Origin of the sequence: Paenibacillus sp. 7523-1 (assembly GCF_002276415.1) — a bacterium.
GTDB classification, from domain to species: Bacteria; Bacillota; Bacilli; order Paenibacillales; family Paenibacillaceae; genus Paenibacillus; species Paenibacillus illinoisensis_A.
This window is the reverse complement of record NZ_NPBR01000027.1, coordinates 1-17,124: the sequence shown is the minus strand read 5'-3', so window position 1 is coordinate 17,124 and position 17,124 is coordinate 1. Positions and strand designations below refer to the sequence as shown.

Sequence of the window (17,124 nt, the reverse complement as noted above, 5' to 3'; positions counted from 1 at the left end):
CATTCTGCCCTGCAGGTTCTTTTTTTGGTCACAAATGAAGATTACATGAAATTGATGGGAAACTTTGTAAGACTGGCTGAATACATCCCATCAGGATGCATAGAACGGTTTCCTACAGGTCAATTTTCGGATATTAACGCAGCAGTCTTAAACCATTGAGTATAACCAGGATCGTGCTGCCTTCATGCCCAACAACCCCCAGTGGCAATGCCACCCCTTGCAGAAAATTCCCCGCAATCAGTGCCAGAATAACCGTAATGGCAAAAAACATATTCTGCTTCACGGTCCGTTGTGCTCTTCGCGCCTGCTCAATCACCCAGGCAATTTCCTCGATATTATCATTCATGAGCACCACATCAGCCACCTCGAGCGCTGTCCCGCTCCCCGACATTCCCATGCCCATACCCACAGTAGCCGCTGCAAGTGCAGGAGCGTCATTCACACCATCACCAACCATGAGCACCTGTCCATACTCTTGACGCAATGCCTGTACCTGTTTCACTTTATCTTCGGGAAGCAAATCGGCATAGACGAGACCTACTCCTGTTTCCCGTGCAATCACAGCTGCAGATTTATCCCGGTCACCTGTCAGCATGGCCACCTTCACGCCCATCTCCTCCAGCTTCTTCACTGCTGCTGCAGCTTGTGGACGAACGGTATCCCGCATGGCGATCAGGCCAGCAAAATGGTTATCCGCCATCACGATGGATACCGTTTTGCCTTCACGCTCAAGTCGGGCACGTTCGTCGTGCCAGTGTGGGTGGGTATCCAAGTGCATTTCATTCGTTTTCCCAATCTTCCAAAGAACACCGTGTACGTACCCTTCAATGCCCCAACCTGTCAGTGTTTGTACCCGTTCAGCTTCTTGAGTCAATATACCTTCACGCACTGCCTGATCTACAATGGCACGAGCCAGCGGGTGCATGGACAAGTTCTCAATTGCAGCTACTGCAGACAGCAGTTCGGCGCGACTTATGCCCTCGGTTGTTATTATATCTGTAACTTGGGGAGTACCCATGGTCAATGTTCCTGTTTTATCAAAAGCCACGACCCGGGTCTGAGCCATATTCTCCACATGGGCCCCTCCCTTGAACAGAATACCGCGACGTGCACTGCTGGACATCGCAGACAGCATGACTGGCATGATGGAGGAGACCAGTGCACAAGGTGAAGCTACAACGAGAAAAACCATCGCTTTATAAAACGCCTCATTCCAAGTCCAGCCCAGCAGCAGTGGAGCTCCGGCGATAACCATCAGAGTTGCACCCACAACCACTCGTGCGTAGATGCCTTCGAATCGCTCAATAAAACGCTGTGAATCCGGTACTTCGGCTTGCGCCTCTTCGACCAGCTTAATGATTTTGCCAAACAGCGAACCTGCAGCTGACTTCGTTACCTCTACATACAAAGCACCTTCGCCATTTACCGTTCCTGCATAAACCTCGTCACCCTCAGCTTTATCCACCGGCAGGGATTCACCCGTAATGGAAGCCTGATTAATGAATGAACTCCCGCGATAAACGGTACCGTCTGCCGGGATTAATTCCCCAGGTTTAACCAGCAGCAGGTCACTAGGCTTCAGCTCATCAATGGCGACAAGGTTCATCTGTCCATTCTCGATGCGCAGTGCTGTCTCCGGCTTAAGTGCCATCAGTGATGAAATATCCTTATGACTCCGTTCCGTCGCATAACTTTCCAGCGCACCACTTAACGCAAAAATGAAGATCAGCATCGCGCCTTCATTCCAATATCCAATAGCTGCTGCACCCAATGATGCAGCAATCATGAGCAGATTCACATCCAGATCGCGGTCCTTGACCAGTGTCTCCATGCCCTCCTTGGCCTTGGTCCATCCTCCGATTGCATAAGACACGATGTACAGCATGATGGATATCGCATTGAAATAGGGTGAAGTTCCCCATGCAACAAGCATTAATAACCCGCTGCCGAGAGCCGCCTGCATCTCCTTATTCCGGAGCATGGCGCGAAAATTAGGTTTACGTCCACGGTTCGGGTTAGGTGACTGGGCGGAGTTCTGTTCTTCTTTTGCCTGGGTCGGTATAGGTTGATGTATCGCTTGCATGTGAATCACGATCCTTTCTTGTTTCGTTAATTTAAGTAGCGTCGTATTGAGAATGAGAGCCATTGTTAATGCCCTAAAAATGACACATGCTGCTGCGGGAATCCCGCAGCAGCATGGTTTTTGAATGAGAATGATAATCATTTTTGTACTTATGCAATTATGTTTACCCAATACAACTTTTAGTATATTATAGGCCTCGATTTGACGTTTGTAAATGGGCAGTTTCCTGATTATAGGCTGCTGAAACGCAAAAAAGCCGCCCGTCCTAAAGGAAGGCGGCTTTCGTATGATCCATTTGGTTACGCTCCAACACTTGCTCCCTGACTCGCCTTGATGGCCTGTTCCAGGTCATACAGGATATCCTGTATATTCTCCGTACCGATCGACAGACGGATGAGTTCAGGGTTAACGCCTGCTGCGGTCTGCTCATCTTCTGTCAGCTGCTGATGGGTTGTGCTTGCCGGGTGAATGATCAGTGACTTGGAATCACCCACGTTCGCAAGGTGTGAGAACAGCTTCACACTTTCGATCAGCTTGCGCCCTGCATCTACACCGCCTTTAATACCAAATGTCAGGATTGCACCCTGCCCTCTTGGCAGATATTTTTGTGCGAGTTCATAGGAGGCATGACTTGGCAGACCCGCGTAGCTCACCCACAGCACGTCCTCGTGCTTCTCCAGATATTCTGCAACAGCCAGCGCATTGGTGCTATGGCGCTCCACACGCAGATGCAATGTTTCCAGTCCTTGCAGAAGCAGCCATGAATTAAATGGCGAGATGGTTGCGCCCAGGTCGCGCAGCAGCTGCACCCGTGCTTTGATAATGTAGGCAATCGGTCCAACGGCTTCGGTGTATACCACACCATGGTAACTGGCATCCGGCTCTGTCAGACCCGGGAATTTGCCGCTCGCTTTCCAGTCGAATTTTCCGCTATCGACAATCACGCCACCAATGGATGTACCATGCCCGCCAATAAACTTCGTCGCCGAGTGAACCACTATATCCGCTCCATGTTCAATCGGACGAAGCAAATATGGGCTGGGGAACGTGTTATCCACGATCAGAGGAATACCATGCTCATGGGCAATCGCCGCAACAGCTTCAATGTCCAGCACGTTCCCTTGAGGATTACCGATCGTTTCCGCATATAAGGCTTTCGTTTTCTCTGTAATGGCCGCCCTGAAATTCTCGGGATCACTGGAATCAACGAACTTCACATCAATACCCAGCTTCGGCAATGTGGTTGAGAACAAATTATACGTACCACCATACAAGCTCGCCGAGGATACAATTTCATCCCCTGCACCTGCGATATTCAAGAGAGAAAACGTAATGGCTGCCTGCCCGGAAGCTGTAGCCAGCGCCCCGGCTCCTCCCTCCAATGCCGCAATCCGCTGCTCGAACACATCGGTTGTCGGGTTCATTAGACGGGTATAGATGTTGCCAAACTCTTTCAGACCAAACAGATTGGCAGCATGTTCCGTGTCCTTGAAACCATAAGATGTGGTCTGATACAAAGGCACAGCACGTGCATGAGTCGTTGGATCAATCTCCTGACCTGCATGAATTGCCAATGTTTCAAATGAAAGCTCACTTTCGTTTGACATAAATCTGAATCCTCCCTTGGATTATACGTTTCAAGATCCTGGTGTCCTCACATGGTGGCGTATGTTTTCCATATTCTCTCACAAGATGTCGTGTTTGAAAAGAGTTATTTCCGATTTATCCGATAAGAAATATTTTATATGTATTGTTGGCAAGGTTATACCAAAAAACCTTTGCGAGGGCAAAGGTTTCCTGGCTATTTCAATATCGCAGAATGAGCTTAGCTTCAGCCCATCTCTACACTCTCACACCATTCCATACTTCACGCAAATGCTTGGCTGCAGGAACTGCCTCTTCGGCGGTTACACCCTCCAGTGAGATATCGATATGTGGCTTATACGTTTTTAACAGTTCGAAAAACAGCGGATAATCCAATATGCCTGCACCGGGTACTGGATTAATTTTCTCGCCCTGTGCATTGAAGGCCACATCCTTCGCATGAATGACAATGATTCGCTGGTATAGCGTCTCCATTACATCACGCAGGAAAGCACCCTGGCCTGTAACATGCGGCTGTTTGATCAGATTGCATGGATCAAACAACATGCCTAGATTGGAGGAAGGGATCTCTTCAAACAAACGAGTCATATGTTCACGTGTATGAAGTGTGTGGGTAGACACAGGCTCAATGGCCGCATGTACGCCCCACTTTTCCGCTTCCTCCGTGATTTCCTCCAGCGTTTCCTGCAGCACGCTCCAGGCTTTTTCTTCATACCCATCTGGATGGGTGGCTTGGTAGGTGTCCAATCCTCCCGTTTCTGTTGCAACCATGCTGCAGCCAAAATCACGGGCATACCGCAGATGTTCCTTGAAACGCTCGATGTCTGCCCTTCTGCGTTCAGCATTCGGATCAATCGGATTAATATAGCAGCCCAGAACAGCGATCTTGACTCCGCGGCTTGCAAACTGGTCCCCAATTTCATTCGCCAGTCCCGGACTGAGTTTGCCGTTAGACGAGTCAACATCCGATAGGGCTTTTGCAAGTGCCAGCTGAACCGAATTGAATCCATGATCTGCGATCGTTTGCGCCAGCTGGGCTGTAGGCTGCTGGCCAAACGTATGTGCCAGAATACCAAGTTTCATGTCACTGCCTCCTTCACCATTGATAGCAGAGCAGATTAACGAGCCATCCAGCCGCCATCTACATTCAGTACATGACCATTCAAATAATCTGAAGCAGACGACGCAAGAAACACGACCGGCCCTTTCAGATCTTCCGGAGTTCCCCATCGTCCTGCCGGAATACGAGCTGTAATATCCCGATACCGGTTTTCATCCGCACGAATCTGCGTGGTATTATCCGTCTCCATGTAACCTGGTGCGATCCCGTTAATTTGTATGCCTTTGCCTGCCCACTCATTGGCAAGCGCTTTGGTCAAGCCCGCAACCCCATGCTTACTGGCTGTATAACCCGGGACGTTAATACCTCCCTGGTAGGACAACATGGAGGCGATATTGATGATTTTGCCGCTACCACGTTCAATCATGTGTCTGCCCGCCAGTTGGCTCAAGAAAAATACCGTGTTCAGGTTAAGCCCGATCACATCGTGCCAGTCCTGCTGTCCGTGGTCAGCCGCAGGTGTACGTCGAATGATCCCCGCATTGTTAACGAGAATATCAATTTTACCCTGGAAAGCTAATGCCTTCTCAAATACTGCCGGCAATTCATCTTCACGACTTAAATCGGCTTCAATGATATATGCTTTGCGCCCGAGCGCTTCAATCGCACCTGCCGTCTCGGATGGTTTTGAATAGGAAACGAGTACCACATCTGCTCCGGCTTCCGCCAGACCAATCGCCATTCCCTGCCCCAAACCACCGGAAGTACCGGTTACAAGCGCAACTTGTCCGCTTAGATCAAATGGATTCATGAATGATTCCTCCGCATGTTATGAGATGCAAACCTGTAAGTGATGCCAATCAACTTTTTGGAAATGCTTAGCGATTCAAAATTAAGTCCATCTGTGCGTTTAGCTTTGATAATCGACTTTGACACCGATTTGGTTATACAGTGCTGCTGTCTCTTCACCCAGATGACTGTCACTAATAATACAGTCCAGCTCCGAACAATGTGCGAAGGTCCGCAGCGCAAATTGCCCGAATTTATAGTGGTCCACCACGCCGAAGACCTGCTGGGAGGCAGAGATCATCGCTTTTTTTAGTGGAACCAGATCACCTGTATAGATGGAGAGTCCGAACTCCGGATGTAGTGCAGTGGTAGAGATAAATGCTTTGTGGATATTAAGACTGGAGATGAAAGCCGCCGTGTCGTCTCCCACCAGCATATTACGGACTCTCGCCCCACCAGGCACGACCAGCCGCACCTGCTCCTTCTTGGTCAGCTCGGCAATAATGAAGAGATCATTGGTTACGACAGTGAGCGGCTGATTGTCCATCCGCTTCGCCATCTCAAGTGTGGTGCTCCCTCCGTCCAGCGCAATGATTTCATGGGGACGTATGTAAGCGAGCGCACGCTCGGCGATTTCCGTCTTCTCCGAATGATGCTTCTCAGTGGCTCCTCGGCTCGTGAGGATACCATACTGGTCATTCTGAGCCAGCATGGCTCCTCCGTGGACACGTACAAGCAGTCCCATCGCTTCCAGCTTGTCGAGATCCTCCCGAACCGTCTTGCCTGTCACCTGCAGCAGTTCGCTCAGATCATTAACGGTAACTTCCTGGCGCTCCAGCAGAGCCTCCATAATTTTCTCATGTCTTTTCAATGGATTCATACAATCAACTTCCTGTTTCTTGGAATTTACTCGTTTATTTCAGATCTTTCATTGCCACGCCGTCCATATCTTCAAACGTTTGGTTCTCACCAGCCATGGCCCAACAGAAGGTATAACTGCTTGTGCCAACGCCGCTGTGAATGGACCAGCTTGGAGAGATAATCGCCTGACGATCACGCACAACCAGATGCCGTGTCTCGTTCGGCTCGCCCATCATGTGAAACACTACTCCGTCTTCGGGCAGATTCCAATACAAATATACTTCGGAGCGGCGGTTATGGGTATGTGCAGGCATCGTGTTCCACATGTTACCCTTGTCAAGCTCCGTAATGCCCATCACCAGCTGACAGCTCTGAATGCCGCCCTCTCCCTGATGGATGTAGCGATAGATGGTCCGTTCATTCGAACTTTCAATGCTGCCCAGATGATTCGGCTGAGCTTGTTCCTGGGTAGCCTTTTGCGTAGGATAAGCGTGATGTGCCGGTGTGGATACAAAGTAGAACTGAGCCGGCTGCTCATTGCCATTACTTTTAAATACGACTTCTTTTACACCTTTTCCGATATAAAGGCATTCTTTGGCACCAATCTCGTAACCCTGTCCATCTGCAGTGACCGTTCCATGTCCTCCAACATTGATGATACCGATTTCACGACGCTCCAGAAAAAAGTCCGTTCCAATGTCCTTCAGGTTCACTTCAAGCGCAATGTCCTTGCTCTGAGGTACCGCAGTTCCTACAATATAACGGTCCACATGAGAATATACAGTAACCAGCTCGTCTGTTGCGAACAATTGCTCCATTAGAAATTCTTCACGCAGGCGAGACGTATCATAATTTTTCACTTCATTGGGGTGTGCAGCATAACGATTTTCCATCATTAATCCATTCCCTTCGTCAATTGAGTGATGTTTGAGATGATTTGATTATAAAGTTCATATAAGTTCATTTTAGTTCATTATGTACCATTTGTGTACCTTTTTTTGAAAATAAACTGATTTTAATTAAGCTATACTTTGGCTTTCCACTTAAGTGAAAACAAAAAAAGGATCTCCACCGTCTGCAGTGCAGACCGGGAGATCCTCTTTATTCAAAACTTAATGTGCAACGGCATTGTTCAGCATGATCCAGATTGAACCAAGAACGATGGTCAACATGATCAGCAGGCCGAAAATCAAAGCCATGACATTCCAGCGTGGTTTTCCTGTTTCACGAATATGCATGAAGAAGAAGAGTTGAACCACAAACTGTAGTGCGGCCGTTACTAGAATAACAACCATTGTTCCTGTTCTGCCCATCATATCATTCAGTACAACCACCAATGGGATGATTGTGAGGACGATGGACAGAATGAAGCCGATGACATAGGACTTCATGGAGCCATGCTGTTCGTGAGCATGGGAATCATGTGAGTTATGCTCTGCCATCTACATCACCCCCATCAGATAAACGATCGACAGGAGGAAGATCCAGACGACGTCCAAGAAGTGCCAGTACAAGCTGATTACGTTGATTTTACCGCGAGTCACATCGGTAATACCACGTTTTTTCAATTGGAACATCAATCCGATCATCCAGATCAAACCTAACGATACGTGAAGTCCGTGAGTTCCCACGAGGGTGAAGAATGCGCCGGAAGCAGCACTCGTCGTGTAGCTGAATCCTTCGTGAATCATCTCAACAAACTCGGTTACTTCAAGTGCGATAAAGGCTGCACCGAGAACAGCTGTAACTGCCAGCCAGCTAATCAGTTGCTTCACTTTACCTTGGTTCATCGCAAGAACGGCAAGTCCGCTCGTAAATGAACTTGTGAGCAAGATAAATGTCTCGGCGATAACGCCAGGCATTTTGATCAGCTCAGACAATATTGGTCCGCCCGCCGTATTGTCACGCAACACAATAAAGGTTGCGAACAATACGGAGAACAGGATAACGTCGGATATCAGGAAGAACCAGAAACCGAGCAATTTCAATTCTTGTGGATCATGGTGACCATGGTCGTGACCGTGATCGTGACCATGCTTAGCGGCTGCTTGAGCCATTATACCGACCCCCTTAACGACGCTTCGGTACGCTTAATTTCGTCGACCGGAATGTAATAATCCGTATCGTATGAGAATGAACGAGCGATCATGCAGATCCCTACGCCAGCGAGTCCGAGAATCGCCATCCACAGCCATCCGAATACAAAGCCGAAGCCGGCGATGAACCAGAAGACAGACATGATAAACGGAATTGCGGAGTTCTTAGGCATATGAATCGGTTCGAGCGGCTGCTCTGGTGGGTAGATGCCTTTGGCACGACGTTCTTTCTCTTCCCACCACTCATCAATATCATCACCGCGCGGTGTAATGGCAAAGTTGTACTCAGGAGCTGGTGAAGGAATCGACCACTCGAGTGTACGACCATCCCATGGATCGCCGGATGCTTTGAGTGTTTTGTATTTGCGAATACCGTCTGCAATTTGTGCAACCTGGAACAAGAAACCTACACCCATCAGGAATGCCCCGATTGTGGATACGAAGTTCAGTTCCCACCAGCCGGTATCCCAGCCGTAGGTGCTCAGACGACGTGTCATACCCATCAAACCTACAGCGTACTGCGGCATGAAGCAGACATAGAAACCAATATTCCAAGTCCAGAACGCCCATTTGCCCAGTTTCTCTTCAAGTTGGAAACCGAACATTTTTGGCCACCAGTAGTACAGACCTGCGAAGTATCCGAATACTACACCACCGATCAATACTTGGTGGAAGTGGGCAATCAGGAAGTAACTGTTGTGGAACTGGAAGTCAGCTGGTGCTACGGAAAGCAGAACCCCCGTCATACCACCGACGATAAAGCATGGAATAAATGCGATTGTCCATAACATCGGGGTGGCCATGCGGATCCGTCCGCGATACATCGTGAACAGCCAGTTGAAGATTTTAACCCCTGTCGGAATCGCAATCAACATCGTTGTAACAGCGAAGAATGCATTAACGTCTGCTCCCGAACCCATCGTGAAGAAGTGATGCGCCCATGTGAAGAAGGACAGGAAGCTAATGATCAACATCGCAAATACCATTGATTTGTAACCAAACAGTTTTTTCTTCGAGAACGTACTTACAATCTCGGAGAATACACCGAATGCCGGCAAGACGACAATGTATACCTCAGGGTGACCCCACATCCAGATCAAGTTGATATACATCATTGGGTTACCGCCCATATCAAGCGTGAAGAAATGCGCCCCGCCGAACCGATCCAGGAAGAGCAATGCAAGTGTCACAGTCAGGATTGGGAATGCAAACAAGATGATGATACAAGTGGAGAATACCGACCATGTAAACATCGGCATTTTCATCCATTTCATGCCTGGCGCACGCATTTTAATGATGGTAACCAGGAAGTTGATACCGGTAGCCAGGGAACCGATACCCGAGATCTGTATACCCCATATATAGAAGTTCTGTCCTACCCCCGGACTGTGTGACAGCTCCGATAGAGGCGGATAACTCAGCCATCCTGCATCAGGTGATCCACCGATAACGAAGGATAGGTTGAACAGCATTGCTCCCAGGAAGAATAACCAGAAGCTTAAAGCATTCAGGAACGGAAATGCGACGTCCCTTGCCCCTATTTGTAGAGGCACAATTACGTTAAACAAACCGAACATAAATGGCATCGCCATGAACAAGATCATGATGGTACCATGAGTCGTAAAGACTTGGTTATAATGTTCTGGATGCAAGAAATCCATGTTAGGCATAGCTAGCTGAAGACGCATCATCAGCGCATCGACACCACCACGGAACAGCATGATGATGGAAGCAATGATATACATAATACCGATCTTTTTATGATCGACGGTTGTTAACCAGTTACGCCAGAGCCAGCCCCATTTTTTGAAATAAGTCAGCACCGCTACGATGGTAATCATCGTAATACCGATGGCCACGTCCGCACCATAAATCAGCGGGTCACCGGTAACGAAAAACTCCGATGCAAACTCCTTAAGTCTCTCTAACATTGGGGGCCTCCTTTCGAATCTTTAGTTAGCACTCTTGTCCACTTTCGTAGACGTATTTTCTTGGGCGCCTGAAGCTTCTTCCGAAGTTCCATGGTTATGAGCGCCTGTACCTTCAATGACATACTTGGTCACGATGTCTTGGAACAATCCTTCAGGGAAGGAAGAATAATAAGCAACATTGCTAGTTCCCGGTTCCGCCAGTGTGTTATACGTCTCTTGCGTCAGCGGTTGGGATTGTTGTTTTACTTCAGCCACCCATTGATCGAATTCTTCATCCGATGTTGCGTTGACGTCGAATCGCATTTGGGCGAAATGTTCGCCAGTAAAGTTGGCGCCAGAACCGAAGTAAGTTCCTTCGTGATCTGCTTGCAAATACAAGGTCATCGCCATACCCGACATCGTATAAATTTGTCCACCAAGCTGCGGAATCCAGAACGAGTTCATCGGTGAATCCGCGGTGAGCTCAAATTTCACGGGCCGGTCTGCCGGAATATTCAACGTATTGACCGTTGCAATGCCTTGCTCAGGATACATAAACAACCATTTCCAGTCCAGTGAAGATACTTGAATGGTAATGGGTTCTTTCTCAGAAGCCAGTGGCTTCGAAGGCTCCAAATCATAGGTGTAGCGAACAGTTACGATCGCAAGCAATCCAATGATAACAATTGGAACCGTCCACCAGATAGCCTCAGCTTTGGTACTATGCGCCCAGTTAGGCTCATAAGCAGCTTTATTGTCCGGCTTGTCGCGGTAACGCCAAACGATTACAGCAGACAAAATCAACACAGGTACGATAACGATCGCACAAAGAATTGTCGAAATGACAATCAAATCTCTCTGCGAAGCGCCAATAGGTCCCTTCGGATCCAGAACAACGTACTGCCCGCCTGCCAGCATTGGCCAGACAATCAATGCAATTGTAACCAACGTCAGGACAACCGGAATGATAATCCGGGTAAGCGACCTAGGTTTCTTGTTCATCTTGATCCCCTCTCCTTAAATTCGCTCATACTGAAAAATCAGTATACTACTCTCTTCCTTCTAAAGATATCAGAAATGAGCAACTTTTTTGGTCTTGTTAACAAATTTGTCGATTTTACACCTTAAATGTGTGAATTTTTTCTCACAAATCACTTGCACACTTGATATTTTTCCATTGTAATCATTACACTTCGAGTTACAAAATAAAACCCTTTGCAGTCCCGTTGAACAGTCTCAACGAATCCGCAAAGGGCTTTATTGACTGGATTCCGGGTACTTATCCAGTCTTATTATGAACGAAAGATCGCCAGATTATAATTAATCCGCTCCTTCATCTTCCCGGCGTGTATGAACAAGACCAATTGATTTGGCGATTACATAAATAAACACACTACCTACCAGAAAACCGATGCCGACCATCAAGCCAAGATTACGGTCATTAAAATCATTCAGGTTAATCAAACACATGACCACCCCAGTAATGAGGGCGATCCAGGCCAAAACTGTCATCGTCAACACTGCGCGCCGCATATTCTTATCTTTACGCTCCAATTGGCTTACCATTGCTGTCTTCGATGCCATAGTAAACACTTCCTTTTCCCTTTTTGTAAGTGCTTTCCTTTTACCAATATACCACATCAGTATGAATTTTAGTCAACAAATGTTCAAATTTATTTCGAAATTTGGACACTTTATTTTGATTTGGACTGTTGACAAACACTTGATTTATCCTCTTGTTATGTATAACCCAAAAACGCCCTCTTCATAACAGCAATAGGATTTAACCTTTTGAACGCTTTATGAACATGTCTCCTTTCCCTGAAAATCGTCACAAAAAAAACGGCGGTTCGGATAAACCGAACCACCGTCTTGTTTCAAATCTATATTATGCATGGATAGCTCCAACTAATTACGCGTCTCCAGCCAGTTGTTTTTAATGACATTCTGGTACCAGTAAAAGCTTTCCTTCGGCGTTCTTACCAGTGAACGATAGTCCACATGAACAAGACCGAAACGCATCCGGTACCCTTCCGCCCATTCAAAGTTATCCATCAGAGACCAAGCCATGTATCCCTTCAGGTTAATGCCATCGTTAATGATACGGTGAATTTGGGCTAGATGCTGTTCGTAATAGGAAATCCGGCGATCATCATTAATTTTCCCATTCTCCAGATCATCATTGATACAAGCACCATTCTCGGTAATGTAGACATCAACGTTGCCATACTTTTGCAAATAATGCATGAACTCATACAACCCACGGGATTCAATCGGCCAGCCAATGTCGGTCTTCGTCAGGCCCATATCCACTTCTTCAGACTGCAGTACCCCTGCCTCCGGATTGAAACGATTAATGCCCATCGTGTAATAGTTGATCCCCAGCAAATCAATCGGTTGCGAGATAATCTCCATATCACCTTCCTGGATTGGCACTGTGGCACCCACTTGGGCAAACCAATCCACCATGAATTGCGGGTAGGAGCCTTTGTAGATCGGGTCCAGGAACCAGTCTGTGTTGAGTGCGATAGAGCGGTCGCATGCCGCCTGATCTTCCGGTGATTTGCTGTATGGCTCAGCCCAGCATACATTAGGTGCAATACCAATTTGTCCCGTTGTGCCAAGGCGCCGGAAGGACTGTACCGCTTTACCATGAGCGACAAGCAGCCCATGAGCCACATTAAGGGAGGTCTGAAGGTCTCTGTTACCCGGTGCATGGATTCCCAGCAGGTTGGACAGGAACGCAATACACCATGGTTCGTTAAACGTCAGCCAGAACTTGATTTTACCTGTGAATTCCTTGAAGATGACCTCTGCATATTTAACAAAGGCATCGACGGTTCTCCGGTTTCCCCAACCTCCGTCATCCTCCAACACTTGAGGCAGATCCCAGTGATAGAGCGTGCAAAAAGGTTCAATACCTGCCTCAAGCAGCTTGTCCACGAATCGGTGGTAAAAGTCCAGGCCTTCACGATTGATCTCGCCATCCCCGTCCGGGATAATGCGTGGCCAGGCAATGGAGAATCGGTAGGTGTTGATACCCAGCTTCTTCATCAGCTCAATATCTTCCTCATAACGGTGGTAGCTATCACAAGCTACATCCCCATTATCCCCGTTAAAAACTTTGCCTGGTGTCCGTGCAAACGTATCCCAAATGGATACACCGCGTCCACCTTCCTGTGCTGCTCCTTCTATTTGATAGGAAGCTGTTGCTGTACCCCAGCGAAAATCCTGCGGAAATTGAAAAATTGTCATTGCTTTCTCCCCCGTCTCCTTATGATACGCGGACTGTCTGTCCTGCGGTCATGGATAAAGTAATTACATAATCCCCTTGTGGTGTCAGTTCAGCCTGATGCTGCTCCCCACTTTCACCTCGCAGCGCGTGTGCACTTCGAATGGTCACCGAACCATCCCGCTCAGCCTTGATTACGGCAGATACCAATTGGCTGTCCTTCCACTCCATGGATAGGGTATAGCCTCCCCGTGCACGTAAACCAGTTACGCTGCCTTGTGTCCATTCATCTGGCAGAGCCGGCAGCAAATGCAGTTCATTCAGATGGCTCTGCAGCAGCATCTCTGCAATGCCGGCCGTGCCCCCGAAGTTGCCATCAATCTGGAACGGAGGATGATCATCGAATAGATTAGGGTGGGTGGACCGGGCAAGCAGTGTACGTACAAACTGATGCGCCTGGCCACCGTCAAGCAGACGCGCATACAGATTGATTAACCATGCACAGCTCCAACCGGTATGCCCGCCCCCTTGCGATATGCGCCGTTCAAGCGATACACGTGAAGCTTCTACAAGCTCCGGAGTATCCATTCGATTGATCTGTTCCCCTGGATACAGGCCATACAGATGGGAAACATGGCGATGTCCTGGCTCCGATTCGGCGAAATCCTTGAACCATTCCTGCAATTGACCTTCACTGCCAATCCGGAACGGATATAATCTGCTCAGGCTGTCTTCCCATTCCGCAACCAGTGCCTGATCGACCTCAAGAGTCCCCGCTGCCTCAATACATCTGGTGAACAATTCACGAATCAGTGTCATATCCATTGTCGACGCCATCGAAATGCTGCGTGCTTCTCCTTCATCAGTCAGGAACTTGTTCTCCGGTGAGGTTGAAGGGGCAGTAACCAAATATCCATCCGGTCCTTCAATCAGCCAATCCAGACAGAAAAGTGCTGCCTCCTTCATGACCGGATATGCACGCTCCTCGAGAAAACGCTGATCTCCGGTAAAGAGGTAATGTTCCCACAGATGCGAAGTCAGCCAGACACCACCCATCGGCCAAAATGCCCAACTGGCATCACCGCCCGTAGGTGTAGTCGTTCTCCAAATATCCACGTTGTGATGGGCTGTCCATCCACGAGCACCGTACAATATGCGAGCGGTTCTACGCCCAGTCTGACTGAGGTCCTCCAACAGATCGAATAGTGGTTCATGGCATTCGCTCAGATTACACACCTCAGCTGGCCAATAATTCATTTCCGTATTGATATTGATCGTATAATCACTGTGCCACGGCGGCTCAACCTGATGATTCCATATGCCCTGCAGATTGGCTGGTTGTGTGCCTGGGCGCGAGCTGGCCATTAATAGATATCTGCCATATTGAAAATAAAGAGCTTCGAGCCCGGGATCTTGAACCCCACTCTGGTAGGATTGCAGCCGCTCATCGGTAGGCAGCTCTGCGTTAGAAGTAGATCCGAGATCAAGACGGACCCGAGAGAACAAAGACTGGTGATCAGCCTCATGCCGAATACGCAAACTTTCATGCCCTAATGTCATGGCTTTGGTGATGACATCTCTGCACTCTTGCTCAAGCAATGGTCCATCCTTTACGGGAACAATCTCATAGCTCTCAAAAGCAGTAGCTGCAGCCAAGTAAAATACAACCTGTTTGGCTCCCTGAACATGAAGCTTGCCATCCTCTGTCGATATCTTTGCCTCATTTCCGGTCACCGTCACGGCTAAACGAACTGCATACGGTGTCCCCCGGTCTTCTTCATAGATGACCGATTCGGGATGGTCTCGGAAGTAGTTCGACTCCACATGGCTCGGACAACGGCTGAACATAGTCACGCCATCTTCGGAAAGCTGGGTTGTATACGGATGCGGGCTATCCAAATGAGCAGTGATGTTAACTGCCCCGTCCCTGTCAGCCGTTAGCGTACATATCATCAGATCATCCGGTGTGCTGGTGTAGACTTCACGAATATAACGAACGCCTTCATAGACATAGCTTGTCTTCGCTATACCGGATTCCAGATCAAGTTCACGTTCAAACTCTTCATAATTCAGTGCAAGAAGTCCTTCCTGCTGCAGGATGAAGTGTCCCATCGGCTGGTAAGCTTCCACATCACGGCCCAACATTTCACGGTTGAGCAGCTCTTCAGCTTCACTATATTGTCCCGCCATGATTAGTTCTCGGGTGCGCTTCAAGTACCTCTGGCTGCTGTACTGAATGGTATCGCGTGGGAAACCTGACCACAGGGTGTCTTCGTTAAGCTGTATACGCTCTTCTGCTGCACCACCGTACACCATACCGCCGAGACGACCGTTCCCAATAGGCAGCGCCTCTTCCCATCGAGTAGCGGGCTGGCGGTACCATAGACGATTGATCTTTGCTTCCTCATTAAATGGGGACATAAAATAACTCCTCTTCATTGATCATCTATTATTTTTCCGAAATAACTAAAACGTTTTCGAATACATCAAAAACAGATGCAATTGTCATGTATTCATTGGATCTTCGTGCACCTTAATATAGTTCTCTAATAACATTAAGGTGAAAGTGCTTTCAGTAAGAAAAGTATATTGGATTTAACATTCTTCGTCAACGTAAAACATCACAAGACAAACAAGAAGAGACCCTTGTTCAGGGCCTCTTCTATACTATGGATGAACCTCCATCCATGCTTGATTATTTTACATCTTTGCCAGTCCAGAGGGATACACGGTCTTTAACCCAAACCGTATATTGTTTCTCCATTTCCACTGCACCTGCTTTATCCAGCTCAGCGAGCATGTCATCATACACTTTATCGAAATTCGCTGGCGTCGTCAGAACTGCTTCTGGAATCCGTTTACGTACGATATCCTGAGTTTTTCTGAACGTTACGTCATAGTCTGTGCCTGAAGGTACAGGCATGTTGTATGCCGCTCCCCATTCTTTGAGAGGAAGTTCCTCTTCGGATGGGTAGAACTCTTTCCATGTAGTAATGCCATAGGCTTTGAGCGTTTCTTTCTCAGCCGCTGTATAACCAGCCACAATCTGCTCAGGGAAGTTGGTTGTGTAATAGTTATCTGTAGAATCCTTCACACCATCACCATATCTTGCACTGAAGATATTGTACAGACCAATACCTGTTTCTTTGCTAAATGCAGAGTTGTCGTTGGTTTTACGATCCTGAACTTCGTCAGGGATAACACGTTTACCATTCTCTACATTATAGTGTTGACCTTCAATTCCCCAGTTTCTCAGCACTTGACCTTCGTCAGAAGCGAGCCAGTCCATAAATTTAATAATACGTACTGGATCTTCAGCAGAAGTAGTAATTCCGATTCCATAGCCGTCAAATCCAGTTGGCTGGAATGTGTGGTCCACGATATCCTCGTTCAGGGATACAGAGAAGTGAGCGTATGTGCTATCATCCTTGCCTGCACCTTTGAGTGCATTTTCAGCTTCTTGATAGTTCCATTCCTGGTCAATCAAG

At 47.9% G+C, this 17,124-nt stretch carries 13 protein-coding genes and 1 pseudogene; all 14 read right to left on the bottom strand.

The window, feature by feature from the left end:
* Positions 1–133 precede the first annotated feature (133 nt).
* Entirely contained in the window at positions 134–2,083 is a 1,950-nt protein-coding gene (locus tag CHH60_RS25490; protein ID WP_303621388.1) for a heavy metal translocating P-type ATPase, read from the bottom strand.
* 299 nt (positions 2,084–2,382) lie between these two features.
* Positions 2,383–3,690 carry a homocysteine synthase gene (locus CHH60_RS25485; protein ID WP_095361758.1) on the bottom strand — a complete coding sequence of 436 codons (1,308 nt, stop codon included), beginning with the start codon at positions 3,688–3,690 and terminating at the stop codon, positions 2,383–2,385.
* Positions 3,691–3,925: 235 nt separating this feature from the next.
* Positions 3,926–4,771 carry a sugar phosphate isomerase/epimerase family protein gene (locus CHH60_RS25480; RefSeq protein WP_095361757.1) on the bottom strand — a complete coding sequence of 282 codons (846 nt, stop codon included), beginning with the start codon at positions 4,769–4,771 and terminating at the stop codon, positions 3,926–3,928.
* A gap of 35 nt (positions 4,772–4,806) precedes the next feature.
* Positions 4,807–5,559 (bottom strand): 2-dehydro-3-deoxy-D-gluconate 5-dehydrogenase KduD, encoded by a 753-nt coding sequence (gene kduD / locus CHH60_RS25475; RefSeq protein ID WP_095361756.1) that lies wholly within the window; start codon positions 5,557–5,559, stop codon positions 4,807–4,809.
* A gap of 99 nt (positions 5,560–5,658) precedes the next feature.
* On the bottom strand, positions 5,659–6,417 hold the full coding sequence (locus CHH60_RS25470) for a DeoR/GlpR family DNA-binding transcription regulator (RefSeq protein ID WP_095361755.1): 759 nt from the start codon (positions 6,415–6,417) through the stop codon (positions 5,659–5,661).
* 34 nt (positions 6,418–6,451) lie between these two features.
* Positions 6,452–7,291: a 5-dehydro-4-deoxy-D-glucuronate isomerase gene (gene kduI / locus CHH60_RS25465; protein ID WP_095361811.1), complete on the bottom strand. Its 840-nt coding sequence runs from the start codon at positions 7,289–7,291 to the stop codon at positions 6,452–6,454.
* A 219-nt stretch (positions 7,292–7,510) separates the two neighbouring features.
* Complete coding sequence (gene cyoD, locus CHH60_RS25460) at positions 7,511–7,840, bottom strand: cytochrome o ubiquinol oxidase subunit IV (protein ID WP_095292387.1); 330 nt, start codon at positions 7,838–7,840, stop codon at positions 7,511–7,513.
* Positions 7,841–8,455, bottom strand: coding sequence for a cytochrome o ubiquinol oxidase subunit III (gene cyoC / locus CHH60_RS25455; protein WP_095292385.1), 615 nt, complete (start codon positions 8,453–8,455; stop codon positions 7,841–7,843).
* Positions 8,455–10,425 (bottom strand): cbb3-type cytochrome c oxidase subunit I, encoded by a 1,971-nt coding sequence (locus tag CHH60_RS25450; protein ID WP_095361754.1) that lies wholly within the window; start codon positions 10,423–10,425, stop codon positions 8,455–8,457. The genes cyoC and CHH60_RS25450 overlap by 1 nt, the downstream gene beginning before the upstream one ends.
* Before the next feature lie 21 nt (positions 10,426–10,446).
* The gene (gene cyoA, locus CHH60_RS25445) at positions 10,447–11,406 is read right to left on the bottom strand and encodes a ubiquinol oxidase subunit II (protein ID WP_095292383.1); all 960 of its coding nucleotides are present in this window, start codon (positions 11,404–11,406) and stop codon (positions 10,447–10,449) included.
* A gap of 318 nt (positions 11,407–11,724) precedes the next feature.
* Positions 11,725–11,988, bottom strand: a complete 264-nt coding sequence (locus CHH60_RS25440) for a hypothetical protein (RefSeq protein ID WP_024631414.1) — start codon at positions 11,986–11,988, stop codon at positions 11,725–11,727.
* A gap of 324 nt (positions 11,989–12,312) precedes the next feature.
* Complete coding sequence (locus tag CHH60_RS25435) at positions 12,313–13,659, bottom strand: GH1 family beta-glucosidase (protein ID WP_095361753.1); 1,347 nt, start codon at positions 13,657–13,659, stop codon at positions 12,313–12,315.
* Between the two features lie 19 nt (positions 13,660–13,678).
* Positions 13,679–16,057, bottom strand: coding sequence for a glycoside hydrolase family 95 protein (locus CHH60_RS25430; RefSeq protein ID WP_095361752.1), 2,379 nt, complete (start codon positions 16,055–16,057; stop codon positions 13,679–13,681).
* 274 nt (positions 16,058–16,331) lie between these two features.
* Positions 16,332–17,124 (bottom strand): annotated as a pseudogene (locus tag CHH60_RS25425) (extracellular solute-binding protein); the annotation flags it as partial.

Excerpts from the sequence above, each read along its gene's own strand:
- CHH60_RS25440 (WP_024631414.1), bottom strand. The coding sequence starts at position 11,988 with ATGGCATCGAAGACAGCAATGGTAAGCCAATTGGAGCGTAAAGATAAG.
- CHH60_RS25480 (WP_095361757.1), bottom strand. The coding sequence starts at position 4,771 with ATGAAACTTGGTATTCTGGCACATACGTTTGGCCAGCAGCCTACAGCC.
- kduD (WP_095361756.1), bottom strand. The coding sequence starts at position 5,559 with ATGAATCCATTTGATCTAAGCGGACAAGTTGCGCTTGTAACCGGTACT.
- CHH60_RS25485 (WP_095361758.1), bottom strand. The coding sequence starts at position 3,690 with ATGTCAAACGAAAGTGAGCTTTCATTTGAAACATTGGCAATTCATGCA.
- CHH60_RS25430 (WP_095361752.1), bottom strand. The coding sequence starts at position 16,057 with ATGTCCCCATTTAATGAGGAAGCAAAGATCAATCGTCTATGGTACCGC.
- CHH60_RS25470 (WP_095361755.1), bottom strand. The coding sequence starts at position 6,417 with ATGAATCCATTGAAAAGACATGAGAAAATTATGGAGGCTCTGCTGGAG.
- CHH60_RS25490 (WP_303621388.1), bottom strand. The coding sequence starts at position 2,083 with ATGCAAGCGATACATCAACCTATACCGACCCAGGCAAAAGAAGAACAG.
- cyoC (WP_095292385.1), bottom strand. The coding sequence starts at position 8,455 with ATGGCTCAAGCAGCCGCTAAGCATGGTCACGATCACGGTCACGACCAT.
- cyoD (WP_095292387.1), bottom strand. The coding sequence starts at position 7,840 with ATGGCAGAGCATAACTCACATGATTCCCATGCTCACGAACAGCATGGC.
- kduI (WP_095361811.1), bottom strand. The coding sequence starts at position 7,291 with ATGGAAAATCGTTATGCTGCACACCCCAATGAAGTGAAAAATTATGAT.
- CHH60_RS25435 (WP_095361753.1), bottom strand. The coding sequence starts at position 13,659 with ATGACAATTTTTCAATTTCCGCAGGATTTTCGCTGGGGTACAGCAACA.
- cyoA (WP_095292383.1), bottom strand. The coding sequence starts at position 11,406 with ATGAACAAGAAACCTAGGTCGCTTACCCGGATTATCATTCCGGTTGTC.
- CHH60_RS25450 (WP_095361754.1), bottom strand. The coding sequence starts at position 10,425 with ATGTTAGAGAGACTTAAGGAGTTTGCATCGGAGTTTTTCGTTACCGGT.